This window comes from Candidatus Electronema sp. JM (genome assembly GCF_048287415.1).
Taxonomy (GTDB): domain Bacteria; phylum Desulfobacterota; class Desulfobulbia; order Desulfobulbales; family Desulfobulbaceae; genus Electronema.
This window is the reverse complement of sequence record NZ_JBLWEN010000007.1, coordinates 35,838-61,477: the sequence shown is the minus strand read 5'-3', so window position 1 is coordinate 61,477 and position 25,640 is coordinate 35,838. Positions and strand designations below refer to the sequence as shown.

Annotated in this window: 25 protein-coding genes, 1 tRNA gene and 2 pseudogenes; 4 read left to right on the top strand and 24 right to left on the bottom strand. The window is 57.5% G+C overall.

The window, feature by feature from the left end; all coding sequences use genetic code 11:
- The 3 genes and pseudogenes from ACNKH6_RS01580 to ACNKH6_RS01570 form a co-directional block, all read left to right on the top strand.
- Positions 1-373: pseudogene (locus tag ACNKH6_RS01580) on the top strand (hypothetical protein); the annotation flags it as partial.
- Positions 354-707, top strand: a complete 354-nt coding sequence (locus ACNKH6_RS01575) for a hypothetical protein (protein ID WP_417913793.1) — start codon at positions 354-356, stop codon at positions 705-707. The pseudogene ACNKH6_RS01580 and the gene ACNKH6_RS01575, both read left to right, overlap by 20 nt.
- Positions 708-753: 46 nt before the next feature.
- Positions 754-1,041: pseudogene (locus ACNKH6_RS01570) on the top strand (IS1 family transposase); the annotation flags it as partial.
- Positions 1,042-1,069: 28 nt separating this feature from the next.
- On the opposite strand, the gene ACNKH6_RS01565 reads toward ACNKH6_RS01570, so the two are convergent.
- The 19 genes from ACNKH6_RS01565 to ACNKH6_RS01475 form a co-directional block, all read right to left on the bottom strand.
- Positions 1,070-1,693, bottom strand: coding sequence for a hypothetical protein (locus ACNKH6_RS01565; protein ID WP_417913792.1), 624 nt, complete (start codon positions 1,691-1,693; stop codon positions 1,070-1,072).
- Between the two features lie 80 nt (positions 1,694-1,773).
- On the bottom strand, positions 1,774-3,063 hold the full coding sequence (locus ACNKH6_RS01560) for an IMP cyclohydrolase (RefSeq protein ID WP_417913791.1): 1,290 nt from the start codon (positions 3,061-3,063) through the stop codon (positions 1,774-1,776).
- 176 nt (positions 3,064-3,239) lie between these two features.
- Entirely contained in the window at positions 3,240-4,358 is a 1,119-nt protein-coding gene (locus ACNKH6_RS01555; protein WP_417913790.1) for a porin, read from the bottom strand.
- 177 nt (positions 4,359-4,535) lie between these two features.
- Positions 4,536-5,189 carry an arginine N-succinyltransferase gene (locus tag ACNKH6_RS01550; RefSeq protein ID WP_417913789.1) on the bottom strand — a complete coding sequence of 218 codons (654 nt, stop codon included), beginning with the start codon at positions 5,187-5,189 and terminating at the stop codon, positions 4,536-4,538.
- A gap of 383 nt (positions 5,190-5,572) precedes the next feature.
- Complete coding sequence (gene ispH, locus ACNKH6_RS01545) at positions 5,573-6,493, bottom strand: 4-hydroxy-3-methylbut-2-enyl diphosphate reductase (RefSeq protein ID WP_417913788.1); 921 nt, start codon at positions 6,491-6,493, stop codon at positions 5,573-5,575.
- A complete protein-coding gene (locus ACNKH6_RS01540) occupies positions 6,493-6,756 on the bottom strand; it encodes a DUF493 domain-containing protein (protein WP_417913787.1) in 264 nt (87 codons plus the stop codon). The genes ispH and ACNKH6_RS01540 overlap by 1 nt, the downstream gene beginning before the upstream one ends.
- Before the next feature lie 6 nt (positions 6,757-6,762).
- Entirely contained in the window at positions 6,763-7,404 is a 642-nt protein-coding gene (locus ACNKH6_RS01535; protein WP_417913786.1) for a helix-turn-helix domain-containing protein, read from the bottom strand.
- Between the two features lie 43 nt (positions 7,405-7,447).
- The gene (locus ACNKH6_RS01530; protein ID WP_417913785.1) at positions 7,448-8,395 is read right to left on the bottom strand and encodes a SurA N-terminal domain-containing protein; all 948 of its coding nucleotides are present in this window, start codon (positions 8,393-8,395) and stop codon (positions 7,448-7,450) included.
- Between the two features lie 50 nt (positions 8,396-8,445).
- On the bottom strand, positions 8,446-10,533 hold the full coding sequence (pnp, locus tag ACNKH6_RS01525; protein WP_417913784.1) for a polyribonucleotide nucleotidyltransferase: 2,088 nt from the start codon (positions 10,531-10,533) through the stop codon (positions 8,446-8,448).
- Positions 10,534-10,600: 67 nt separating this feature from the next.
- Positions 10,601-11,581: a TerC family protein gene (locus ACNKH6_RS01520; protein ID WP_417913783.1), complete on the bottom strand. Its 981-nt coding sequence runs from the start codon at positions 11,579-11,581 to the stop codon at positions 10,601-10,603.
- A gap of 81 nt (positions 11,582-11,662) precedes the next feature.
- The gene (rpsO, locus tag ACNKH6_RS01515) at positions 11,663-11,932 is read right to left on the bottom strand and encodes a 30S ribosomal protein S15 (protein WP_417913782.1); all 270 of its coding nucleotides are present in this window, start codon (positions 11,930-11,932) and stop codon (positions 11,663-11,665) included.
- A gap of 183 nt (positions 11,933-12,115) precedes the next feature.
- Complete coding sequence (gene truB, locus ACNKH6_RS01510; RefSeq protein WP_417913781.1) at positions 12,116-12,865, bottom strand: tRNA pseudouridine(55) synthase TruB; 750 nt, start codon at positions 12,863-12,865, stop codon at positions 12,116-12,118.
- Positions 12,862-13,890 carry a DHH family phosphoesterase gene (locus ACNKH6_RS01505; RefSeq protein ID WP_417913780.1) on the bottom strand — a complete coding sequence of 343 codons (1,029 nt, stop codon included), beginning with the start codon at positions 13,888-13,890 and terminating at the stop codon, positions 12,862-12,864. The genes truB and ACNKH6_RS01505 overlap by 4 nt, the downstream gene beginning before the upstream one ends.
- Complete coding sequence (gene rbfA / locus ACNKH6_RS01500; protein ID WP_417913779.1) at positions 13,847-14,269, bottom strand: 30S ribosome-binding factor RbfA; 423 nt, start codon at positions 14,267-14,269, stop codon at positions 13,847-13,849. The genes ACNKH6_RS01505 and rbfA overlap by 44 nt, the downstream gene beginning before the upstream one ends.
- Positions 14,270-14,287: 18 nt before the next feature.
- Positions 14,288-16,981, bottom strand: a complete 2,694-nt coding sequence (gene infB / locus ACNKH6_RS01495; protein WP_417913778.1) for a translation initiation factor IF-2 — start codon at positions 16,979-16,981, stop codon at positions 14,288-14,290.
- A gap of 53 nt (positions 16,982-17,034) precedes the next feature.
- Positions 17,035-17,253: a YlxR family protein gene (locus ACNKH6_RS01490; protein WP_417913777.1), complete on the bottom strand. Its 219-nt coding sequence runs from the start codon at positions 17,251-17,253 to the stop codon at positions 17,035-17,037.
- 7 nt (positions 17,254-17,260) lie between these two features.
- Positions 17,261-18,556 carry a transcription termination factor NusA gene (nusA, locus tag ACNKH6_RS01485; RefSeq protein WP_417913776.1) on the bottom strand — a complete coding sequence of 432 codons (1,296 nt, stop codon included), beginning with the start codon at positions 18,554-18,556 and terminating at the stop codon, positions 17,261-17,263.
- Positions 18,557-18,582: 26 nt separating this feature from the next.
- On the bottom strand, positions 18,583-19,050 hold the full coding sequence (gene rimP, locus ACNKH6_RS01480; RefSeq protein ID WP_417913775.1) for a ribosome maturation factor RimP: 468 nt from the start codon (positions 19,048-19,050) through the stop codon (positions 18,583-18,585).
- A gap of 138 nt (positions 19,051-19,188) precedes the next feature.
- Positions 19,189-19,264: transfer RNA gene (locus ACNKH6_RS01475), tRNA-Gly, on the bottom strand.
- 209 nt (positions 19,265-19,473) lie between these two features.
- Between ACNKH6_RS01475 and ACNKH6_RS01470 the strand changes: the two genes are divergently transcribed.
- Positions 19,474-20,919: a transglutaminase-like domain-containing protein gene (locus ACNKH6_RS01470; protein WP_417913774.1), complete on the top strand. Its 1,446-nt coding sequence runs from the start codon at positions 19,474-19,476 to the stop codon at positions 20,917-20,919.
- 35 nt (positions 20,920-20,954) lie between these two features.
- Here ACNKH6_RS01470 and ACNKH6_RS01465 read toward each other — a convergent pair whose 3' ends face one another.
- The 5 genes from ACNKH6_RS01465 to hisA all read right to left on the bottom strand — a co-directional run bounded on the left by ACNKH6_RS01465 (position 20,955) and on the right by hisA (position 25,606).
- Positions 20,955-22,421: a TolC family protein gene (locus ACNKH6_RS01465; RefSeq protein ID WP_417913773.1), complete on the bottom strand. Its 1,467-nt coding sequence runs from the start codon at positions 22,419-22,421 to the stop codon at positions 20,955-20,957.
- Positions 22,422-22,441: 20 nt separating this feature from the next.
- Positions 22,442-22,579, bottom strand: coding sequence for a hypothetical protein (locus ACNKH6_RS01460; protein ID WP_417913772.1), 138 nt, complete (start codon positions 22,577-22,579; stop codon positions 22,442-22,444).
- 125 nt (positions 22,580-22,704) lie between these two features.
- Complete coding sequence (gene cbiD / locus ACNKH6_RS01455; RefSeq protein WP_417913771.1) at positions 22,705-23,778, bottom strand: cobalt-precorrin-5B (C(1))-methyltransferase CbiD; 1,074 nt, start codon at positions 23,776-23,778, stop codon at positions 22,705-22,707.
- 34 nt (positions 23,779-23,812) lie between these two features.
- Positions 23,813-24,676 carry a Uma2 family endonuclease gene (locus tag ACNKH6_RS01450; protein ID WP_417913770.1) on the bottom strand — a complete coding sequence of 288 codons (864 nt, stop codon included), beginning with the start codon at positions 24,674-24,676 and terminating at the stop codon, positions 23,813-23,815.
- Positions 24,677-24,841: 165 nt separating this feature from the next.
- A complete protein-coding gene (gene hisA / locus ACNKH6_RS01445) occupies positions 24,842-25,606 on the bottom strand; it encodes a phosphoribosylformimino-5-aminoimidazole carboxamide ribotide isomerase (RefSeq protein WP_417913769.1) in 765 nt (254 codons plus the stop codon).
- Between the last annotated feature and the right edge of the window lie 34 nt (positions 25,607-25,640).

Genomic DNA, 25,640 nt, shown 5'->3' with positions numbered 1-25,640 from the left:
CGATTGCGGCAAGGACATATTTGCATGTTTCAAGCCGCATTGCAGGCGCTTTTTTCAGAAAATTTCCGGCAGGTCTTCATTTGTCCGGCAGGCTGCAAATTTATGGCAGGTCAAATCAGCTATTCAAAAACGTCTGACAATGATCAGCGGTGAAATAAATGATCCTGTCCAGTCAGTCGGCACGGTTCCTCCGCCTGTCTGCGTCATCACCAGGGCAAGGCGGCACAGATGCTTCACAGGAGAGGCTGATTTCGGATGCTTGCGCGGCGAAAGACATTACGGATTTAAATTGGGCCTGCGTGTCTCAAGATTTGGAATGATCACACATTATTCTATTCTTCCAGCCCGGCCTCATGACATGCAAAACCTTTGAAACTCCGCTGGAAGGATTTGAAGGAACAGCGCCTGCGGATAAAGGCTTCATTAATGAGCACAGACAGTCTTTTCTGCTGGAACGGCGCAACATTCTTGTTGTCACGCCAACGCGGAAGAATATGAAATCAACGCTGCCTGAACCTTTTCTCAAATTCTGCAGACGTGCAAGAAAACGCATCGAAACTGTCGGCCCGCAGCTGACGGGCCGCTTCAAAGCCGGTCATATCCGCGTGCATGACTTATGGCATTTTCAACACCGTTTGATCCGAAAAATCTTAGCGCATGCCTGTCTGTGTTTTCATCAACTTATCCTGCAATCGTCCTCCGCTTGATCTGGACGGGCTGGTTGCTGTATAAAGAGTTGCACATTAGGTAAACGCTGTGTTTTATACTGATTTCTGGTCAGCATACAAAGAAATTCTTCCTCAAGGTAGACATTTCTCCGCCGGAAAGGAAAGCGGAAAGACAAGTCATATCGAATGGTTCAATCTTGCTTTGCGGCAGCGTGTCTCACGTTTGGGCAGAAAAACTCTTTCTTTTTCTAAAAAGATGAAAAATCCTACAGGGTCACTTTGGAATTTCATTCATCATTACAATGAAAATATAGCTCCAAATTTAGCCAGTACGCCAAGCAGGACTACCAAAAAAAAGCCCCACCATATATAATGAGGGGCTTGGTAAACTATTTTGTGGTTTATTTATTTATGGATACACTCATAACGTACGTCCCTGCCTTGGGGCCATTGGTAACATCAGCAGTGAAAGTATGTATAGTCAACTCTACCGGCTTGTCAGCAAGTGCAATCGCAGTTAATGCTGTTGCATACATTCCGTCCATATTTGCATAACCTGAACCACCTACTTCCGGAAGAAATCTAAACCTGATGCTGCCAGCAGCAGTACCTGCCGGCGTAGGCGTAGTTGGCCACCCATTAGGAAGTGGGGTGGTATTACAGATATAGTCTATCCAATAATATCTCCCTGTAGGTGCCTGTGGCAAAGGTGCAGATGGCGCAACAAAATATCCAGCACCTGCTTTTGTAATCGTCCCGCTTGGACAGGTGCTTAAAGCGTAAGACGATGTCGCCGATAATGACAGAGCCAAGCTGAAACCTAACATGATGCTCTTCGTTCTCATTGCACTTCCCTCCTTGAATTTTCTCTTAGCATTTGTACGGTATAACTCTATACAATTCTTGTATATAAACAATATAACCATATATTTCTCAAAATGTCGAGGAAAAAATAAACAAGAGGACTTGCCGCTATCACCTTGTTTTTTTTTATTTTTTACAGAAAAATAATATAAATCAAGCAAGGCAAAAAAATATAGAGTATTACTGATTTCGGCCAGATACTGTATGGACTAATAAGCCCATACAGCTATTTTCATTGTTCTCAATGCTTAAACGCCCGGCAACCGGTGAACATCATCGCCGCCTGCGGGCGGGCTTCGTTGCAGGCTTCAATGGAGGCGTAATCCCGCATCGAGCCGCCTGCCTGCAAGATGGCGGTGACTCCCTCACGAATGCCGACATCCGCCGCATCTCGAAAAGGAAAGAAAGCATCTGAGATCATCACGGAACCGGGCAGCCCTGCCTTGTCCGCCTTCACCTTCGTGTCAATCTCCGCCTTGTCCGCCGCATTCCGCCTGCCCTGCTCGACTTCCAGAGCCAAGTCCGCGTAGGGAATGCCGAATTTGTCAAAGCAGCAGATGTCCGCATATTTGATGTAGGCCTTGTGAATGGCGATTTCCGCCACGCCGACCCGATCCTGCTCGCCGGTGCCGATACCCACCGTGCAACCGTCTTTGACGTAAATCACCGAGTTGGACGTGACCCCGTGCTCCACGGCCCAGCCGAAGATCATATCGTCCAGCTCGCGCTGATCAGGCTGCCGCTCGCAGCGGTATTCTTTGCCTTTCCATGTCGCCACTGCCGGTTTCAAATCAGCAGCGGAGCGGATGGCGTTCACCGCTGACTGCTGAACAATGATGCCGCCGTCAATCAGCGACTTGAAGTCAACAAAGCGGTATTTTTCAAATTCAGCCAGCCGCTTGATGCCGTCAATGCGGATGATGCGCAGATTCTTGGCCTTGGCGAGAATGTCCAGCGTGCCTTCCTCAAAGTCCGGGGCGCAGACCACTTCCAGATAATTCTGGCTCATCAGCTCGGCGGTCGCTTTGTCAATTGCCCGGCTGGTGACCACCGCCCCGCCGAACGCGGCGATGCGGTCGGCCCGGTTGGCGCGGTTGTAGGCATCGGCCAGAGTGGAACCGATTGCCGCGCCGCAGGGATTGTTGTGCTTGAGAATCACCGCCGCAGGCTTGTTCATCAAATATTTGATGATGTTCAGGCCGTTGTCCACGTCGGTCAGATTGATTTTCCCTGGATGCTTGCCCACTTGCAGCATGTCCTCCACCCGGATGCCGCTGACCAGAGCCTTGCCCGGCTCAATGTATTTGCAATCGCCGAGCACGAGGTTGCCGTTGACCAATTCATACAAGGCCGCCTCCTGATCCGGGTTCTCGCCGTAGCGCAGGCCGCGCTCGTCCACCGTGCCGTCCTCCTGCGGAATGGCCCAAGTCCGCTTGCGGTACACCAAGGTTTGCCCGCCGAAGGAAATGGTCATCTCCATCGGGAAGGAGTCGCCGAGAATGGTGGTGTACATTTTTTTCAGATCGCTCATGAAAAGGCTCCGATTTTCTATGATTTTTTTATTCAGCCGCGCTGTCTTGGGAAAAACGGGAATAATACTCCATCCAGTCGGAATTGACAAGCTGGTCAGCAGAATGCTGCTGAATGTGAAGCGGAGGGAAAGAAAAGGCAGGGCGGCGCATTGGCCGCCCTGCAAAAACGGCGTATTTAGAAGGTGATGCGCGCTCCGGCGGAGATGATGGAGATGTCTTCGTAGTCAGCTCCGGTATTGTCCTCCAAAGAGAAAACCCGATAGCCTGCAAAAAGCTGCGAGCTGTACTTCTCAAGCTCCTGCACGAGCTGCACGCCAAAAGCGGTCGCTTCCTGTTCCGCATCAAGAACGGCGGCATTTTTGAACAGGCCGTAATCAACAGAAATCGCTGTCATGCCAACAGGAAAGAGCTTGCACTGCTGGCCGATTTTGCCGTACAGCAGCGACGGATCATCGCCGTTGACTGGCATCTCATCCACATCTTTCGACGAAGCGGCAACGGTGAAGTTCAAGCCAGAATTGAGCAGCAGCGAGGCAGAGCCATTGAGCTGGGTGACTCCGTCGCCGGGATTGGACCAGGCCGCTTTGGCTTCAAGCTGATTGCCGCCTAAATCGCCTGAATAAGTTATGGAAAAATCAACCTTATCTTCTTCGCCTGCTGACGCGCCCAAAGTGAAGCCGCCAAACGAAGGCGTTTCGTATAGCACCCGGTTGATTTCGTCCAATCCGACTGTAGAAATACCGCCGTGGAAGACTTCATCCGCCGTCAGATCAGCATATTTTTTAGCTGCCGCATCATAAAATTTTAGACCGCCGCCAAGATCAGCCACACCCGCGTTGCCGATGATATCTGTGCCAGAAAGATCAACCTCTGAGCTTTCATAGGAAGCGGTCGTGCCATAGCCGAGGGAGAGCTTTCCTGCGCTGCTGTGATCAAAATAAAGTTCTGTAAATTCTGGCGTAAATTCACCAGCAATAGTTTCTTCTCCCATTGAAACCTGCCGACCGGGATTAGACTCCCATTTCAATTCCAGCACACCGCCCACAGTCAGGCAATTGGAAGCTGCGACTTCACCTCTGAAACCGACTCTGCTTTCCGAGTGGCTATTGTCCACATGAAAAACTTTGTCTTGCTGACCATCGTCAGCATACATCACGGCGCGGTCAAGCTCGCCGTACACTTTGGTATGCACCTTATCATTGCCGGATTTGATTTCCAAAGCAGATGCCGCTGATACGCAAAGCAACAACGCCGCGCTCAGGATGGAAATGTTTTGGACAGCGTTCTTCATCATGTTTTCTCGTCTTCTCTTTGTTGCGTTCTGGCGGGAAAGACGTAATTTTAATGCCGTCCCCGCATGTCAGGCCAGAACAGTTTTTGAAGCGCAAGAATAACACATCCCGCCGAACCCTGACAATGAGCCGAGCAGCTCATTCTTCTGGGCATCTGACCTTACGGCTTGGGCAAAATCCTATTCCTTCAGCTTCAGCCGCAGCTCGCCCTCCCGCACCTGAAGGCTTTCCACGCCTGCGCCCAAACTCTGCCAAAAACCAGGCTTGCCGCCAAATTCCCGCATCAGATCAATATGTTTTATTCCGCCCAGCCACGCATTGGGCAGCGGCACTCCCATCAGGGATACACCTTTCAAGATCACCACAGGCCGCCCGTCGCGATAGGCGAGTTCAGCGCCGGCCCGCAGCCGCAGCGTTTTGCCACCCAGCACCGGAAAATCAGGATCAAGCGGCAGCAGCAGGCGCAGGCTGACTAAATTTTCGGCGAAATCCACCGCCAGCTTTTCGGCCAAATCGGTGTTTTTCGCCAGCAGCCCGTTGATTTCCCGTTCGCTGAACACAATTTCTCGGCCTGCACCTTCCTCAGAGTATGGCTGAGGCTGAAGCGGGCCATGTTCTGCATTTTCAAACGGAGCAGCAACAGCCCCAAGTTGTTCCAGCTTCCTTTCCAGCTGCTGCGTTTCTTGTCCGCTGAGTTTCACCGGCTTGAAGGGTTGAGGAAAAAGCCAAATTTTAATAACAAGGGCTGCACCAACGGCAGTGAGCAGCATCACGCCGACGGCGACGGCCAGCAATTGTTTGAACGTGAATCTTTTTTCGGGCGCAGAATTCATTCAGGCTGTCCTCGATGATGGTAATTTATGAGTGACAAAACGAACCGCACTTGAACATAAAAAAGCTGTGCGATGTCTAAAGAGAAATTCTTTGAATAGTTCAAAGAAAAAAGAAGAATTACTGCTGCGGAATGGCGGATAATTGACGGACTTCTTTATGAAGGGCAGGAATTGCGATATTTTTAAAAAACTTCAGAGCTATGCAAAAAAATCAAGGAAGTTATGGCGAAAAAAACAGAGAACAAAAAAATTATAGAGGCTGACGAAATGCGAACATCTGTCGTAAATAAAGAAAACTGCATATGGCTTGCTGCTGAAAAACTGCCCTGTCTTACAGAGAGATATACCCTATAAAAAAGAGAGGATGCCAGAACTGTCGTGTATCATGACATCATATCAGGAAGCTGAAACGAAACTTTTTCCTCATCACCGGCCATCTCAGTCACGCTGACCGCGCCGTGCTGCCGCAGCCAAGAGATTGTTTCTGTGACCAGATGCTCTGGCGCAGAGGCTCCGGCAGTCAGGCCGATCCGCCGCACTCCGTTCAGCCACGCTGAATCAATCTCGTGCGCATCATCAATCAGATAGGCTGGAATGCCTTGACTTTTCGCCACTTCACGCAGGCGATTGGAATTGGAGCTGCTTTTTGAGCCGACCACCAACACCAGTCCAACCATGCCCGCCAGCCGCCGCACCGCTTTTTGGCGGTTGGTGGTGGCAAAGCAGATATCTGTCCGTTCCGGCTCGGCAATAGCCGGAAACCGCCGCCGAATTGCGGCGAGAATTTCCGCTGTGTCATCAAGACTGAGAGTGGTCTGGGTCACGCAGCCAACCTTGGCCGGGTCGGTCACGGTCAGCGTCTCCACTTCCTCAGGCGAAGAAAGCACTTGCACTGCGCCGTCAGCATGGCCGCAGGTGCCTTCCACCTCAGGATGGCCTTTATGGCCGATCACCAGCACATCATAATTTTTTTGATTCAAGGCGATGACACGGCGATGCACTTGGGCCACCAGCGGACAGGTCGCGTCAATCGTGCGTAGTCCAAGCATGGCGGCCCGCTCAACGACAGCGCGGGACACGCCGTGCGCACTGAAAATCGTGACCGAACCGGCAGGCACATCCTCAAGCTGCTCGACAAAAACTGCGCCGTTGGCGGTCAGCTCATTGATGACATGCGTGTTATGCACAATTTCATGCAGCACGTAAACTGGCGCGCCGTGCAGCTCCAAGGCCCTGCTGACTATGCTGATTGCCCGCTTGACTCCAGCGCAAAAACCGCGCGGACGGGCCAGCACTATCTCCATCAGAGCACCATTTTCACTGCCGGATGTCCGGCCAGCGCGAGATGCAGGCTGCGCCGCTGCTCATCGCTGTCCACGCTGACCTCAAGGTTCATGCTGAGGTATTTGCCGCCGCCTGATTGGCGGGAGTCAGACAGCGAATACGGGGCATCGCCAAGCTGGGCCGCGACAGCAGCCTGCAAGGCCTGCCGGTCTGCGCCGATCAGTTTGTACTGCCAGACGCAGGGGTAATCAATCTGCGCTTTGCAGCGTGCAAAAGCATCCATGCTGCATCAATTCCCGGACGGACCGGTCTGACCTGCCGCCGCTGTTGGCTGGAATTGCACCTGATGCGCTGCGGCAGAATGCGCCCGTGTCTCCGCCGGGGGAATTGCCGCATCCAGCTCTGGCGCAGGCGAAAGCTGCGCCGCCGGAGCCTGCTCGCGGTGCAGGAAAAAAGAGAACGGATTCCAGCCGGTATAGAGGCAGAATCCGGTAAGGAACAGACCGATCAGCAAAAAAATCAGAAAGACCAAGCTCAGGGCAGAGAGATGGGCAGGTTCGGCGAGTTTTTTAGCGGATATTGAACAGGTTTTGCCGCTTTTCTGCTCGTTGAGCTGCTGATACCGCTCGCGTTCAGCAATAAATTTTGCCGCTGCCTCAGCCCCGTCTGTGCCAAGCAGCTTGGCGTAAATAGCCACTTGCCCCCGGATGAAGGTGTTGGCGGGCAGATCGGCATAATTTTCATGCTCGATGGCCACAAGATTGGAAGCGGAGATGTTGGTCTCCTTGGCCGCGTCGCGGATGGTGATGCCTTTTTCTTGGCGGAGCTGGCGCAGCATCGCCCCGACTGTGCTGTGCTCCGTCTTCCGCACTTGCTGCTCACCGCTGGCGGCGGCCTGTTTCTCCGGGCCGCCCTGCTCTTGCTTGTTCATGAAATTCTGCTGAGGGTTATGGTGATTGCTCTGCGCCGTGCCGTTATAATATCTTGATATAGGCACTGCTGCGGATTTCCTCAATCCACTTTTTGTAGCGCGCCTCCAGCTCCTGCTTGCGCAGGATGTCTTGAATTTCTCCTCGAACCGACTCATACGGAGCCTTGGCCGCGTCTTGGCCAGACGACAGGAGCTTGAACAGCATGAAGCTGTCCTGCGTTTCCACCACCGGACTGATGCCGCCGGGCTGGAGCGGCAGCACAGCCTCCCGCATGTACGGAGCCATTTCCTCGGCCTTAAACACGCCGATGTCGCCGCCGTCCGCCGCTGAAGGCAGCTCGGAACGCTGTTTGGCCAAGGCTTGGAAATCTTGACCGGAAAGAGCCAGCCGCCGCGCCTCGTCAGCCTTTTGTTTGGCGGCCAGCTTTGAGCTGCCGAAGGCAAAACCTAGTTGCAGGAGATGATAACCGGATGCCTTGGCGGTGTATTTTTTTTCGTAATACTCCCGAATTTTTTCTTCCGGCACCACCACCTTGGAGCGCACCGCGTAGCCGATCAGCTTGGAGCTGAGTATCTGCTCTTTCAGATTTTCCCGGTACTGCTGCTCGGTCAGGCCCATCTTGGTCAGCTCGGCCTTGAACTCCTCCTCGCCTGCGCCGCTGCGCTCCAGGATATCCTTCCGGGCCGCCTCGATTTCCGCGTTGCTGATAGAAATTTTCATCTGCTCGGCCTGCTGGAGAATCAGATGCTTTTCGATCAGCTTGTCAATTGCGCTCCGCCGGGCTTGGCGCATGGCTTCGTCCCGCTGACTGACCGGCACTTCCGCCTTGATCCGTTCAAGAACCGGCCTGAGCATTGCCTCGACTTCAGACACGGTGATGACATCCTGATTGACCACGGCGGCGCAGGAATCTACCACCTCGCCAGCCCCGGACGGCATGGCCCGTAGGAGAAAACACAAAGCCAGCACGACGCACAAACGCCTCATCATTTTGCCACCTCCTGTATCAGCGCGAAGCCAGCCGGGGCAATCCCGGCAGCTCAGATTGTTTCCTCTTCCAGCACCGCCTTCCGGCTCAAACGGATGCGGCCCCGGCTGTCAACTTCCAGCACCTTGACTTTGACCTTGTCGCCCTCTTTAAGGACATTCTCAACCTTGGCGACCCGGTGCGAAGCCAGCTCAGAGATATGCACCATGCCGTCCACGCCGGGCAGAATTTCAACAAAGGCTCCGAAATCCTTGATCGTTTTCACGGTGCCGTCATAGACCCTGCCGACCTCTGGCATCGCAGTCATGCCCTCAATGCGGGCGAGCAGAGCGGCGGCGGACTCGTTGCTCTTGGCGAAAATTTTCACCGTGCCGTCGTCGTCCACGTCAATTTTCGCGTCAAACTCCAAGGTCAGCTCGCGGATGATCTTGCCGCCCGGCCCGATGATGTCACGGATCTTGTCCTGACTGATCTTGGTGGTCACGTATTTGGGCGCATGGTCGGCGATTTCCTTGCGCGGCACACCGATGACCTCCTGCATTTTCTCCAAAATATGCAGACGGCCCGCCTTGGCCTGCGCCAGAGCGTTGCCCATGATTTCGCGATCCACACCGTCAATCTTGATGTCCATCTGGAGCGAGGCGATGCCCTGGCTGGTGCCGACCACCTTGAAGTCCATGTCGCCGAGATGATCTTCGTCGCCAAGAATGTCGGTCAGCACGACAACTTTGCCGCCTTCTTTGATCAGGCCCATCGCCACGCCGGAAACCGGAGCCTTGATCGGCACGCCTGCGTCCATCAAGGCTAAACTGCCGCCGCAGACCGTGGCCATTGAGGAAGAGCCGTTGGATTCCAGCACCTCGGAGGTGAGGCGCAGGGTGTAAGGAAAGCCCGCCGGATCAGGCAGCACCGCTTCTATGCCGCGCCGGGCCAAGGTGCCGTGACCGATGTCGCGGCGGCTGGGGCCGCGCAGGGCGCGCACTTCGCCGACGCAGAACGGCTGGAAGTTGTAATGGAGCATGAAGCGGCGGTACACATCGCCGCTCAGGCCCTCCACGTGCAGCTCGTCGCGCTCGGAACCCAGCGTGGCCACCACCAGTGCCTGGGTTTCGCCGCGTGTGAACAGGGCCGAGCCGTGCGCCTTGGGCAGCACGCCAACCTCGCAGCTGATGGGCCGCACCTCGTCATGACGGCGGCCATCCAAGCGGATGCCCTGCTCGACGATGCGGTCGCGCATCACCTTTTTCTTGTATTCATCGAGCAGCTCGGTCACTGCATTTTTGCTGTGCTGCTCCAGATCAATCCCAGCCAGCACCTCGTCCACCAACGCGTCGTAGCGGCTGTAGCGCGCCATTTTCTCCCGCGTGGCAACGACTTCCTCCATGCCTGCGGCGGCCAGCTGCTCGACCTTGGCTTTCAGCTCCTCATTGACCGCAGGCGGAGTCACGCTGCGTTTCGGCTTGCCTGCCGCCGCCTGCAATTCTTTCTGCGCGGCGATCAGCGGCTGCACCTCGCGATGGACGAAGAAAATAGCGTCCAGCACCAGCTCCTCGCTCACTTCCTGACTGCGGCCTTCCACCATGACCACAGCGGTTTCCGTGCAGGCGACGACCATATTGAGCACGGAGCGTGCCATCTGGCTTTTGCCGGGATTGAGGACGTATGCGCCGTCCACATAACCGACGCGGGCGGCGGCCACCGGCCCGGCCCAGGGCACATCCGACAGAGCCAAGGCGGCGGACGCGCCGTTCATGGCTAAAATGTCGGGATCAACCTCCGGCTCCGCTGAAAACACGGTGGCGATCACCTGGGTTTCCGCCCGCCAATTTTGCAGAAAAAGAGGCCGCATCGGGCGGTCAATCAGACGGCTGGTGAGGATTTCTTTTTCCGAAGGCCTACCGATCTCACGGCGGAAATAGTTGCCTGGAATCCGGCCTGCGGCGTAGAGCCGCTCCTGATATTCCACGGTCAGGGGCATGAAGCCGATGTCATCTTTGGCTTTTTTTTCCGCCACTGCCGTGACCAGCACCATTGTGTCCCCGCAGGAAACCACCACCGAGCCGCTGGCCTGCTTGGCCAGCTTGCCGGTTTCAAAGGCCATGCTCCGACCGCCGACTGCAACCTCTATCCTTTTGTACATGCAAACTCCTTTGCGTTCAACGTCATCCCGGACTGCTGGCCGGGTCTTTTTTCTTTCTGTGACAAGATCAATTTTCTGCGTCTGGCACTGCGTCCTTCTGCTTAAAGAGCAGCGAGGCGGCCACACCGGCGATGAGCGCGGCGGCGATGATGCCGAGCGACAAGCTGGTCGGGATGGGATAATGATGGGAAAGTATCATTTTCACGCCGACATAAGCAAGGACAAAGACCAGACTGATTTTCAAGTAATGGAACATGCCGATCATGGCGGCCAAGGCGAAATACAGCGAGCGCAGGCCGAGTATGGCAAAAACGTTCGAGGTGAAGACAATGAACGGATCGGTGGTGACGGCGAAAATGGCGGGAATAGAATCCACGGCAAAGAGCACGTCGGTGCTTTCAACAATCAAAAGCACGAGAAACATCGGCGTGATCGCTTTTCTGCCGTCAGCAAGCACGGTGAAAAATTTTTCGCCTTCAAAATTTGGCGAGACTGGAAATATCTTTCTCGCCACTTTGATCAGGATATTTTTCTCAGGATCAATCTCTTCGTCACCAGAAAAAAGCATCTTGCCTGCGGTGAGAATCAAGAAGCCGCCGAAAACGTAAATCATCCAGCTGAAGGTCTGAATCAGAGCAGTTCCAGCAAGTATCATCGCCCCGCGCAGAATCAAGGCACCTAAAATGCCCCAGAACAGCACCCGGTGCTGATATTTCCCCTCCACTTTAAAGTAAGAGAAAATCATCGCGATGACAAAAATATTGTCTAAGCTGAGGGATTTTTCAATGATGTAACCGGTAAAAAATTTCAGAGCCGCATCTTTCCCGGATTTCAGAGCCGATTCGTTAAGACCAATGCCCAGCCAATTGCGGCTGTAGGCGTAATAAATAAAAACGTTGAAAATTAAAGCAATAATTACCCAAAATCCTGTCCACAGCAGGGCTTCCTTCGCGGAAATGACCTTATCTTCTTTATGGAAAACGCCCAGGTCGAGAAAAAGCAGGGACAAAATCAGCAGGATGAAGAGGAACCAAGGAAGTATCGTCATAGAAAAGATATGGTAATCTGTTACAGAGTCCTCCTTCATCTGCCGTATTATGGCAGATGAAGGAGGACTGAATGAAGCGTCCTACTTCCTGATGCCCAAAGCCTGAATCACGGTGCGGTAGCGGCTGATGTCCTTCTTCCGCAGATATTGCAGCAGGCTGCGCCGCTGGCCGACCAGCTTGAGCAGACCCCGGCGGGAATGATGATCCTTGGCGTGGGTCTGGAAATGCTCGGTCAGATAGGCGATCCGGTCGGAAATCAGGGCGATCTGCACTTCCGGCGAGCCGGTGTCGCCTTCGTGGGCCGCAAATTTGCCGATGATTTCTTTTTTCTTTGCTGTGTCTTGCGCCATGATTGGTCTCCGAGAAGGTGCGTCCTTCCGCTGTCGGCAAAGCCTGTTGTTCCTCAGCCTCGCCGGAGTCTGGATACATAATGCCTGCGGTTCCGCATCCGAGGAATGAGTTGCGGCAGGCAACGCTGCTCCGCCCTTTGCGGAACAGCTGTCTTGTCGAACTGAACGAAGAATTTTTCGTCTCTACGCTGTCTTGGATAGAGCCTGCTCCACCGGCAGCATTTTGTCACGCACTGCGGCCAGCACATCTTCATCGCCAGAAAAAAGCCGCGCTCCGTCCACTGCCTCCTCCACGGCAAAACTGCTGCTGCCAGTGCGACGGAGCGCGGCCAAATGCGCTCCGCAGCCGATTCTGCGGCCTATGTCCGCCGCCAAAACCCGGATGTAAGTGCCTCGGCTGCACGAAACTGTCACCGCCAGCCGGGCCGCCGCCGCATCATACCCGTTCAGGTCAAGGCTGTAAATTTCAATCGGCTTGGCTTCTTTTTCAATCGTGATGCCTTGGCGGGCGTAATGATACAAAGGCTTGCCCTGATGCTTGGCCGCTGAATATGCCGGAGGTGCCTGCATCTGCGGGCCGAGAAATTCTTTCAGCATGGCCGCAAGCCTGTCGTTGTCCAGCTCCGGCACCGGCCTCACCGCTGTCACTTGGCCTTCCGGGTCGAGAGTGTCGGTCTCCTGCCCCAGCTGAAGGACGGCCTGATAGGTCTTCCGGCCCGTCATGAAGCGGTCAATGTGCTTGGTCGCCTCCCGCCCGACGCAGAGCAGCAGCAGGCCGCTGGCAAAAGGGTCAAGCGTGCCCGCATGGCCGATTTTTTTTACGCCCAGCAGACGGCGCAGCTTCTGCACTATGGCAAAAGAAGTCGGGCCGACAGGCTTGTCAATCAGGACAACTCCACCGACAGCGACGGCGGCAGATTCGGCCCCGCTCACTGCGCCAAGGCCTTTTCCAGCACCGGCAGGAGCAGATCGCGCACCTGCTCCATGCTTTGCCCATGCAGGCGGAATCCCGCCGCATTTTTATGGCCGCCGCCGCCGAACTGGGCCGCCGCCTGCGCCACGTCACAGTCGCCCTTGGCGCGGATGCTCACCGAAATCTCGCCGTCCTCGCGCTCCTTGAGGAAAACTGCCGCCCGCACCCCTTTGATCGAGCGGGGAAAATCAATCAGACTGCCGCAGTCCTCATAATCCGTGCCGGTGGTTTCCAGCATTTTGCGGGAAACTTGAATCACCGCCACCTGGTCGTCGAAAAAGGTCTGGAGAGTGGAGAGCACAAGCTGCATGAGCTGGAGGCTGCCGAAAGAGGCGTTGTCATACAGCCGCTGGCTGATGACGGCGGGCCGCACTCCTCTGTTCAGCAGCCGTCCGGCGACAGCGAAGGTGTGCGCCGTGGTGCTGTCGTACTGAAACGAGCCAGTGTCGGTGACAAGGGCGGTGTAGAGGCATTCAGCCGCCTCGAAGGACAAATTTTCGGCAGCTCCCAGCTCGACCGCCAGATCATAGACCATCTCGCCGGTGGAGGAGCGGCCCGGCTCGATCCAGTGCAGATCGCCGAAGCCTTCGTTGCTTTGGTGATGGTCAATCACCGCAAAGGGCCTGATCTCGCGCAGCGCAGGCCCGTTTTTGCCTAAGCGGGCCATGTCGCCGCAGTCCAGACAGATGCCCATGATGTCCGCGCCACAAGCCTGAACAACGGCGCGGACGCGCTCTATATCCGTCTCAAGGCGCAAACCTGCACCGAGCACGCTGTGCAGCTCCGGCGGCGGCTCTTCCAAATAGCAAAGGGCCTGTTTGCCCAGCCCGGTAAGAATTCTGGCCAAGCCGAAGAGCGAGCCGAGCGCGTCGCCGTCCGGGCGGACATGCGTGGCCAGCACGAAATTCCCTGCCGCCTGAATCGCTTGCGCAATCGCCTTTTTACCCACGTTCGCCGCTGTCCTCCGCGCTGGTCTGCTCGTCATGGCTGCGCAGTTCCCTGAAAATACGCTCCAACCGCTCGGCCTCCTCGCTCTGCCGGTCATGATAGAAGAGCAGATCGGGCGTGCGGCGCAGGTTCAGGGTTTTGGCGAGATGGGAGCGGAAAAAGCCGCTGGCGTGCTGCAAGGCCTTGAGCGCGGCGGCGGCATTGGCCTCCTCCGGCACTGTGAACCAAATTTTGGCCAGCTTCAGGTCAGGCGAGACCTGCGCTCTGGAAAAAGAAACTCGCTGGAGCCGGACATCGCCCGCCTCCTGGCGCAGGAGCATGGCCAGCTCCTGCGTGACCGCTTCAGCTATCCGGTCTGGGCGCGAGCTTTTCGGCTTGCCCAGTCCGGGCAGGGTGAAATTGAATTCCTGCCTCATCGCGCAGTCCTGCTCAGGTTAGAGGGTGGCGGCGATTTTGTCCACATGGAAGGCTTCCAGCGTGTCGCCGACTTTGACATCATTGAATTTCTCGATGCCGATGCCGCATTCGTAGCCAGCCGCGACATCTTTTATGTCGTCCTTGAAGCGGCGCAGCGAGGCGATCTTGCCGGTGTAGATCACCACCGACTCACGCAGCACCCGGACATGCGCGCTGCGCTCGATTTTGCCCTCGCTGACAAGGCAGCCCGCGATAGTGCCGATCTTGGGCACGGAGAATATCTCGCGCACCTCGGCAGAACCGATGACCCGCTCGCGCAGCTCAGGATCGAGCATTCCGGCCATCGCCTTCTCAATGTCCTCAAGGGCGTGGTAGATGACATCGTAGGTGCGGATGTCCACGCCTTCGCGCTCGGCCATGTCCTTGACTTTCGCCGTGGGCCGGATGTTGAAGCCGATGATCACCGCATCTGAGGCCGAGGCCAGCAGAATGTCGTTCTCAGTGATCGCGCCCGCGCCCTCATGGAGCACGCGCACCCGCACCGCCTCGGTGGAGAGATTTTCCGCCGCCTGACCAAAGGCCTGCAAGGTGCCCTGCACGTCGGCGCGCAGCACCACCTTCAGCTCCTTCACGGTCTGCTCGGCCATCTTCGCAAAGAGGTTGTCGAGCGAAACCTTGGTGGCTGAGGCCAGCTCAGACTCGCGAACCTTGAGCTGACGGGCATCAGAGAGGGCTTTCGCCATCTTCTCGTCCTTGAGCACCATGAATTCGTCGCCCGCCTGCGGCACGCCGGACAAGCCCTGCACTTCGACCGGAATGGACGGCCCGGCCTCAGTAATCAGCTCGCCGCGCTCGTTCATCAGGCTGCGCACCTTGCCGCTGTACTGTCCGGCGATGAACCACTCGCCCACCCGCAGCGTGCCTTCTTGCACCAGCACTGTGGCCACCGGCCCCCGGCCCTTGTGTAGCTGGGCCTCGATGACCGTGCCCCGCGCCTTGCGCTTGGGATCAGCAGTCAGTTCAAGGATTTCCGCCTGCAATTGGATGCTTTCGAGCAGTTCGGCAATGCCGATGCCTTTTTTGGCTGCGGTCTCGCAGAAAATCGTGCTGCCGCCCCAAGCCTCCGGGATCAGGCCGAAATCGCCCAGTTCGCGGATGACTCGGGCTGGGTCGGCGTTGTCCTTGTCAATTTTGTTAATCGCCACCACAATCGGCACCTCAGCGGCCTGCGCGTGGGCGATGGCCTCCTTGGTCTGCTCCATCACGCCGTCATCCGCTGCAACCACCAGCACGACGATGTCCGTGACCTTGGCGCCGCGCGCCCGCATCTCGGTGAAAGCGGCATGGCCTGGCGTGTCAACAAAGGTGATGTCGCCGGACGGAGCCTGCACGTGGTAGGCACCGATGTGCTGGGTGATGCCGCCTGCCTCGCCTGCGGCCACGTCCGTGCGGCGGATTGCGTCGAGTATTGAGGTCTTGCCGTGGTCAACATGGCCCATGACCGTGACCACCGGGAAGCGGGGCACACGCTCGCCGCCAGTCTCCTCGGCCTGCAAAGCCTCCACGCCCAGCTCCTCGGTCATACCCTGCTCGACCTCGTAGCCGAAATCAGCGGCGACCAGCGCGGCGGTGTCCACATCCAAGGACTGATTGAGCGTGGCCAGCACACCCAGCTTCATCAGCTTGGCAATGACCTCGCCCGCTTTGGTGCCCATCCGTTTGGCCAGCTCGCCAACGGTGATGGTCTCAAACACCGTGATCCGCCGCTTGATGGCCTTGGTCTCGCCCACCGGCGGCGGCAGCGGCTTGCTTTTGGGCCGTCTTTCTTTTTTGCGGCGGCCCTGATAGGGCATATCATCACCCGTGCCAATGTACGCCATCGGCTGACGGCCACCACCGCCACCTCCGCCGCTTTTGCTCCGGCTGCCGCCCTTGCCGCTTTTCGCACGATTTTCCTCTTCAGCAGAGCCGCCGCGCCTGCCGCCGCCGCTTTTCTTGGCAGAGGCTGCGCCGCCTCTGCGGGCCGGATCAGATGCTGGAGCCGGAGCGGCAGCCGCGCTGGCCGCCGCTGGCCGGACTGGTCTGGACGAAGAAGAGGACTGCGGACGAGCCGCGCCACCGCCTTGCCCCTGCGGCCTGCCGCCACCGCCTGAACCGCCGCCCGGGCGACCGCCGGAGCCGGAACGTCTCGGCTCCTCGGTCGGCACAGGAATCACCACTTGGCCGATAATCCGGGCCAGCCCTTTGGCCCGTTTCGGTGGCTGGGGATTCTGCGGCCTTTCGCCTGCCCCTGCTTCCCGGCGCGGTTTATCGGCTGCTGGAGCAGTTCCGGGCGCAGCGCCCGGCTCCGATCCCGCAGCGTGCCGTTCCTCTTCCGCCTTTTTCTTTGCTGTCTGCTCCGCCGCTCTGGCCGCCGCATCTTCAGCCTGTTTGGCCAAATGCTCTTTCTGATCGCGGGACCTGCGCCGGACTACCGACGCGCCGCCCTTGTCTGGCATATCCGCACCTCTGTGTTTTGCGCCGATGGGTTTCTCCGTCATCTCAGCCGTCGCTTTGCCCAAGACCTTGCGGCGGATGTCGGCAGCCATGTCATCATCAACTGTGGAACTGGCACTCTTGATCGGATAACCCATTGCCGCCAGCTTGTCTGCCAGATCTTTGCTTTTGAGACCGGCTTCTTTCGCCAGATCGTAGATGCGGATCCTGCTCATCAATTGCTCCCGTAACCTTGCTTGCCCGTAGTATAACTGCAATTCGCAGCGGCTTAAAGACGAAACGCCCGTCTCAAGCCTTTTTTGTTCTTCTCCAGCCGGAGGCGGCACACGCCGCCCGGACAGCACCAAACCCCGCGCCCTGGCAGGCATCTGCCGCTGTCCTCAGTCACGCCGCCGTCCGCAGCCAGCGTCAGGCGGATCAGCTCCCCTGCCGGACGCTTCTGTCCGCAGCCTTTGCAGGTGCGGATCGGGACATGTCCCCGCCGCATGGCCGGATCAGTCTTCTGTCTCGTCCTGCGGCAGGCCGGAGACCGGCTCCGCTTCTCCCGCCTTCGGCTGCTTCTGTCCGGCCTCAGCGGCCTGAATTTTCAGCAGCGCGGCCTGATCCTCGTCCATGCCGGTCAGCCTGACGATCTCCGCCAGCGGCGCGGCAGCCAGCTTTTCGGCTGAATCAAAGCCAGCGTCGGCCAGCCGCTCGGCCTCGTCCTCGTCAATCCCGTCCAGCTCCAAAAGGCTCTGATAGCCCGGACTGCTCATTTTGCCGAAATGCTTCTCGCTTTTCACGTCAATCCGCCAGCTCAGGAGGCGGGCGGCCAAGCGCACGTTCTGTCCCTGCCGACCAATGGCCAAAGAAAGCTGATCATCTGGCACGATTGCCAGCAAGGAGTGATTCTCCTCGTCAACCATGACCTTGGTCACTTCAGCCGGAGCCAGCGCGTTGGCCACGTAGCGGGCTGGATCAGGACTCCACGGCACGATGTCAATCCGCTCGCCCTGCAATTCCTGCACCACGTTCTGCACCCGCGCTCCCCGCACGCCGACACAGGCACCGACCGGATCCACATCCGACTCGCTGGAGGTCACGGAAATTTTTGCCCGGAAGCCCGGCTCACGCGAAGCCCCCATGATCTTGACGATGCCTTCGGCAATCTCCGGCACTTCGAGTTCAAAGAGCTTGATCAGAAACTCGTTGCAGGTGCGGCTGAGAAGCAGCTGCGAGTCGCGGGCATCATGGCGGACTTCCTGCAAATAGGCCCGGATGCGGTCGCCCTGCTTGTAGGAACGCTTCGGTATCTGCCCCTCGCGCGGCAGCACTGCGTCCGTGCGGCCCAAGTTGATGATCATCTTGCCGCGCTCGAAGCGCTGAACGATGCCATCCACGATGGTGCCTTCGCGGTCGCGGTACATGTCGAAGACCACTTCGCGTTCCGCGTCGCGCATTTTGTGAATGATCACCTGCTTGGCGGACTGGGCGGCGATGCGGCCCAGCTCGGCGACGTTGTCCAGCTTTTCGCCGAGGTCTTCCTCCAGCTCAATGTCCGGTGCCAGCTTGCGGGCCTCGTCAATATGAATCTCCGATTCCTCGTCCCAGACATCATCCACCACCGTGCGGTAGCGGAAGACCTCAATCTCGCCCAGCGTGTCGTTGAACTGCACCTCCACGTCGCGCTTGCCGCCGTATTTTTTCCGCACCGCCGAGCGCACGGCCTCTTCGATCGCCTCAATCACCAGAGTGCGGTCTATGCCTTTGTCGCGGCAGATCTGATCCAGTATCTTTTTTAATTCTGACATGTCCTCTCCTCTCGGCCAGCCGCCCGCTACAGGCAGAGCCTGGCCCTGGCCACTGCGTCCAGCTCAATCGTCATCGGCCCGCCCTGTTCGGCAGCCAGCGTGATCTGCTGTTGTTCCGTGTCTGCCGCTGCCAGCGTGCCGAAAAAGGCATACTCGCCGTTGACCGGCTCCTTGAGTTTTATTTTGACCCGGCGGCCTGTGAAGCGGATGAAATCCTCAATCCGTTTGAGCGGACGTTCAGCTCCGGGCGAGGAAACCTCCAGCGTGTAGGCATGGCTGATGACATCCTCGGCCTCCAAGCGCGCCGCAAGCTGGCGGCTCACCGAGGCGCAGTCGTCAATGCCCACGCCGCCTTCGGCGCGGTCAATAAACAGCCGCAGCACCCAGCCGCCGGATTCCTGCCGAAACTGCGTCTCGACCAGCTCCAGCCCCATTTCTTCCGCAATCGGACGGGCAAACTCCTCTGCCGCCTTGACAACCCGGTCTCCGCTCACAAGCCGCCTTCCTTTCTCCGCCAGCCTTTTTGGGCAATACCAATAAAAAAAGCGGGCCAAGCCCACTTTCACAAAACCTCAGCGATGCGTCCGTTTCCGCCGCAAGGCAGAAACGGCGGGCTGACACGTCTGCGAACATGGAGCGGGTAACGGGGTTCGAACCCGTGGCCCCAAGCTTGGGAAGCTTGTGCTCTGCCAGCTGAGCTACACCCGCTCATCACATCCAGCACGCATTTTGGGCAGCGGCAGTCCGAAAAAAGAGCCTGCCAAGCTGTCCGAAACTGTCAGCCTGTTTGGACAGTGCTTTATATAGCCAATATCTTTTTTTCTGTCAAGCGGCAATGCGCAAAGACGGCACATTGACTGCCCGGCAGCGGCGCGGTATCCTTGGTGCAGACAGCAACCTTTTTCCGGTGCATCCTCATGACCCGCATTGTCAAAATTGCCGTTCTGACTGTTTGGCTGCTTCTCCTGCTTGGTCTTGCGCGGCGGGATTTTTTCATCGCCCGGCTGGACAGCGGCGAGCAGACCGCTGTGCTTCAAGCGGCAAAATATCAGCAATATTATGGCGTTCATCTCAACGGCAAGCGCATCGGCTGGGTGATGGAAGACGTGCGGCCCAGCAGCAGCGGCTTCAGCATCCGCCAGCAGGCCGCGCTCAAGCTGAAAGTGCTTCAAACCGTCCAGCCGGTGAACATGGACCTCAGCGCGGAGTTAGACAGCGGCATGCGGCTGAAAACCTTCCAGTTCACATTTTCCTCGGCCTTCTACAGCACCAAGGCGGAAGGCCGTACAGAAGGGAAAAAAGTCTTTTTCGCCTTGAACACAGGCCGGACTGTCATCAAAGATGCCGTCACCCTGCCAGACACGCCCTTTTTGCCGCTCAACCAGCGCGGCTATCTCTTAGCCAAGATGACCAGAAAAGGAGACAGGGTAAAACATGCGTTTATTGAGCCGATGACGTTGACTCCGCATGAATCCGTCATCACGTACAACGGGCGAAACAAAGAACTGATCGGCGGGCGAGTGTATAATCTCCATGAATTCACTGAAACATATTCCGGCATGAAAACTCGCTTCTGGATGGATGACAAAGGAAAAATCATCAAAGAAGAATCGCCTGCCGGTTTTGTCTATGAGGCCGAAGCGAAGTTCAAGGCGATGGATATTCAAGACAGCGGTGATGAGCTGCTGGCTGCGGTTGCGGTGCAGTATTCCGGCAGCCTGCTGCCCGAAGGCAGCAAAACCGCCGCCTACCGCCTGCGCTTTCCGCCGGAAGCGCAGGTGGAGCTGAACGGCGGGCGGCAGCAGTTTGCTGAGGGCAAACTGCGCATCAGCAGAGATGTCTTTCCCCCTGCCTTGCCCGCTTCTCCAGATGCCGCCTGCGCCGAGAAGAAGTACCTGAAGCCCAGCCGCTATGTGCAGGCCGATGATCCGAAAATTGTCGCCAAAGCGAAAGAAATCGTTGGCACAACAACAGACCCGGCGCAGCAGGTCAGGCTGCTGACCGACTGGGTGTATGAACATATTGAAAAACGGCCCGTGATTGGCCTGCCTGACGCGCTGACCACTCTCGACAGCCGTCTGGGCGACTGCAACGAGCACGCGGCCCTGTTTGCGGCTCTGAGCCGAAGCCTTGGTCTGCCCACCGCCATTGCCGCCGGAGTCACGATGCAGCGCAATGCCTTTTATTATCACGCCTGGAATGAGGTCTGCCTTGGCGGCCAGTGGGTCAGCGTGGACACCACGACCCGGCAGCTGCCCGCTGATCTGTACCACATCCGCTTCACCCGCGCCGATGTCGAAGGGCAGATCGCCATCGGCGGGCTGCTCGGCAAGCTGGAAATTGAGATTTTGCCGCCACAGTGACCAGCCCGGGCGATTTTTTTTCGCCCTTGCTGGCACTATTTTCCTTCCGGCAGCTTCAGCTCTTTCACCTCAGCCGCCAGCAGGTCTTTGAACGGCTCCAGATTTTTGCCAGTCGCGGCCAAAAGCTGATGCTGGGCCTGACAATAGGCGACGATGGCCTGGGCCAGCCTGCCGTGGGTGGCGGTCAAATCACGCTGGGCCTCGTTGAGCGTGGTCAGCGAAGCGGCTCCGGCCTCGTACTGGCTTTGCGCCAGCTTGCGGTTTTCTTTGACTAACTCAACGCTTTCCTGCTGGAGGCGCACCTGCCTGCCCGCTGCGGCCAGCAGCGTCGCACCTTGGCGGATTTCTGCGGCAATGCTGTTGCGCAGGTCGGCGTACCCATAGGCCGCTTCCCGCTTCGCCTGCCGCGCTTCCGCCGCCGCTGCTTCAACTGCGCCGCCGGAATAAAGATTCCAGCTCAGGCCCAAGGACAAGGCCGCATTCAAGTCGCCGCTTTCCGGCAGCAATTCTTTTTGACTGAGTGCGCCAGCTTGGCCGGTGAGCCGCACTTTCGGCGCATTCTGCGCTTCCGCCATATTCACTCCGGCTGCAGCCGCCTTCACCTGCAAAGTCAGCCGCTTGAGATCAGGCCGGGTCTTCAGAGCCTCACGGATCATCGCCTCCGTGTCCGCCGTCAGGCTCTCATCTGAGGGAGAAAAATTTTTCTCCAGCTCGGCCAGTTCAGGCAAGGCGGCATCTTCAAGACCGAGCAGGGCGGCAAGGCCATAGCGGGCCGCCTCATGCTGCCGACGGGCGGAAATGACATTGTTTTTAGCCGTATTGACCTGCACCTTAATGTTCAGGACATCGCCCCACGAACCAGTGCCCGCCTCAAAGCGATGCTGGGCATCTTTGAGCTGCTGCTCATAAAATTCCTGATCCGCCGTTGCAATGTCCAACGAGGCCTTGGCAAGCTGGGCATTAAAAAAGGCATCGGCCACCGCAGCGGCCAGCAGACGCTGACTGTTCCGCTTGGCTTCCACGGAAGATTTTTCGCCGTACTCAGCCTGCTCCTGCTGGAATTTTCGGGCATAGCCGTCAAAGAGCAGCCACGAGCCTTGCAGGCCGATGGTGCTGTTTTTGCCCAGCTCGTCCGCATCCTTCTGCCCCTGCACGCCAACATTGGCAATTGCGTCCAGAGCAGGCCGCTGCGTGGCAATGACCTGCTGAATTTTCGCCTTGGCCTGCTCAATTCTGGCCTGCGCCGCGCCGATGCCGGGATTGCCCTGCAAGGCCATGCGCTGGGCGTTGGCCAAATCCAGGGTCTTGGCGTTGACTTCAGCAGGTGCGGCAGCGGCAGGAGCCGCAGGCGGAGTGGTCTCCGCCGCTGGAGCAGACTCAGGCTGCTGCGCCGCCGCCTTTTTTTCTTCCGCAGGCGGTTTTTTAGCCGTCTTTTCTTTGCTCCACGCTGGGCTGACGGTCAAACAGACCGCAAGGGCGGAAAGAACTATTTGTTTTTTCATATCTTCTCCGGGTGCTCTTCTCAGACGGTGTGATTGTGGGGAAGTTCTGGGCTGATCTGTGCGCTGCAACCGCAGTCTTCCTCTAGAGGAGGGCTGTTATGCGGAGCGCAGGCGGCAAAAGCCAGCGACAGCAGCAGTGCTGCAAGAATTTTCTTCATAATATGTTCTCCTTGGCAGATTGGCGTTGATTTAAACAACAGGAGGCCGTTCGCCTCTTCGCCTAAGGATACCGTCTCCGCTTTCTTCTGTCCATGCTGTTCTTGACTGCGGTCGGTTTTGCCGCTCAGACCTGCTCCAGCACGCCATCTGCCGAGCTGACCAAGTACAGACTCACCGGCAGACCAGAGCACTGCTCCGCATACTGCTTGGCCCGCAGGCAGACCGCCCGCACCAAGTCCGTCCTGCCCTGCGCTTGCAAGAGCTGCAAAATTTCTCTGGAGGTGTTGGCAAGAGCTAATTGGGCCGCAGTTTCTTGCTCTACGCCAAGCTGGGCCAACAGCTCGGCCGCCTGCCGCATGGCCAAGGCACCATGCCGGACATGGGTTTGCGGAATGCCGAGAGCGCATTTGACGATTTTCCCCCACATCCCGGCAAGATGAATGCGCCTGAAGCCGTGCTGCCGCGCCGCGTTGAGCGCATATTCCAAATAATCGCCCATCATCACCTGCGCCTCGTCCGGCAAAGCAAGCAGCCGCTGCGCCGCCGCCTCAGAAGTGCGGCCCGTGGAAAGCAGCACCTCGTCCAGTCCAGCGGCACGGGCGACATTCATCGCCGCCTCAATGGTCGCTGTCCACGCCTCAGCAGAAACCGGGCGGACGATGCCCGTCGTGCCGAGAATCGAAAGCCCTCCAATGATGCCCAGCCGTCGGTTGAGGGTTTTTTCGGCCAGCCGCTCGCCATCGCGCACGCTGATGGTGACAGTCAGGCGCAGGTCGGGGCTGTCTGCCTCGCACAAGGCCTCCAGCACAGCGTCTCGAATCATCTGCCGGGGCACCGGGTTGATCGCTGGTTCACCAACCGCCACTGACAAGCCGGGCTTGGTCACCGTGCCCACCCCATGCCCTGCTTGAATGGCAATCGTTTCGCCTGCGCCACCGGATTCCTGCATCGTGACCAAGGCAATAATTTCCGCGCCGTTAGTCACATCGGGATCATCCCCCGCATCCTTGAGGATTGAGGCGGAAGCGCAACCGCTCTGCGCCGAACAGCTATGCAAAGGAAAACTGCGGCGCGTATGGTCAGGAAAGGGAATTTCCACAGCAGCAGATGTTTGGCCGCGCAGCAAGACCATGACCGCGCCCTTGGCGGCGGCGGCGGCACAAGCACCTGTGGTGAAGCCGGAACGGAGGCGGGACATTTGATGCAGATCAGTGAGCCTGCAACATTACAAGCTAATCCAAGCAGGAAAAAAGATCATCCAGCGCAACCGAAAATCCGGCAAGCAGGACAGACTGCACTGCGCCGCGTTCTTCAGCCTCCTGATGCAGCTGAAATTTTTTGCCGCTGGTGCAATAGACTTCCATGCTTCGCCGTTCAGGATCAACAATCCAATATTCCTGCACGCCAGCCCGTTCATACGCCCGGAACTTGGTGCGCAGATCGTGATAGGCTGATGACGGCGACAGCACTTCAACGACAAGATCAGGAGCGCCCTCGATGATTTTCTTGCCGATAATTCCCAAATTTTCCTGGCGAATAAAGAGAATGTCCGGCTGAACGACATGATCGTCGTCAAGGGCGACATCAAGAGGCGCGCTGAAAACTCGGCCTGCTTTCTTCTCTTTGACGAAGCGCAGCAACTGCAAGGACAATTCCAGAATAATGGCCTGATGCAGAGGAATAGGCGACGGACTCATGATGATTTCTCCGGCAAGAAGCTGACAAGGAGTGCCTTCAGGCAGGCTGAAAAACTGCTCGCGCACCGTCTGGCGTTGTTCATGCTGGCTGCTGCTGCGCTGACGGGCCGCATCTGGCAGTGACTTGGTGGGCGTTTTTCGGAGTTCTGGCCGCATGGAAAACTGAGGCATCTCAAAATAGGTCTTCCGGTGCATCTTCTGTCTCAGGAAAATCATCGTCAAGCGGCTTCCATTGCGGCCAGCAAAGCCGCAATGCAGCCCTGACAACCTCTGTTCCTTGCAGCTCAAACTCACGCAGAATGCGAACAGCTTGGCTGCGTCCGTTGCGGAACAAGCGGACACGTCGTTCTGGCTGCATGTTTTGTCTCCTGCTTTCGGTGCGCTGGAGTCTGAAGCCATTTGCCCTTGCAGAAGTGCTCCATATATATGAGCCTTCTTCACTATTAATCCGCAGCGGCTTAGAGATGGGATTGCGCAGAACGTATGCAGCAAGAGGGTACAATATCGGCAAAAAGAAAATTTTGCCAGAGAAAACTGAGCAACAGGCGGGAATTCCAGCGTGGATCACTTGCGGCAGAACGCCGCCACCTCATCATATCGACAACCGCTGCCGCCGAAGATGTCCAGCGCGCTGCCGACAGTCGCATCAATCCTGCCTTGACCAACGCGCCGGATCAGCTCCAGATCAGCCATGCTGCTCACCCCGCCCGCGTAGGTGATCGGCGCTGGCGCATCAGCTTCGGCGAGCAAGGCCAGCAGCCGCTCGTCCACGCCCATGCACTTGCCTTCCACATCCACCGCATGAATGAGGAATTCGGCGCAGCTTGCCGCCAGCTCGGCCAGCAGCTCCGTGCTGACGCGCAGCCGCGTGAATTTCTGCCAGCGGTCAGTGACGACATAATAGCCGTCCTCACGCCAGCGGCAGCTCAGATCCAGCACTAACCGCTCTTTGCCAATCAACTGACGCAGGTTTTCTAATCGCCCGAAGTCAAGCTGGCCGTCATGGAAGACGTAAGAAGTGACGATGACGTGCGAGGCTCCGGCCTCCAGCCACTGCCCGGCATTGGCCGCTGTGATGCCGCCGCCAAGCTGCAAGCCGCCTGGCCAGGCCGCCAGCGCGTCCAGAGCCGCCGCCTCATTGCCGGGGCCAAGCATGATGACATGGCCGCCAGGCAAGTTGTCGCGCTGATAGAGCTTGGCATACCACGACGCAGGCAGTTCAGAAGAGAAGTTGGTGCGCAGGTCAGCGGCGGCAGTGTCGCTGAGGGTGGAGCCGACGATTTGTTTGACCTTGCCTTGGTGCAGGTCGATGCAGGGACGGAAACGCATGGCGGGAAGGAAGGATCGGCGAAGGTACGAGAAA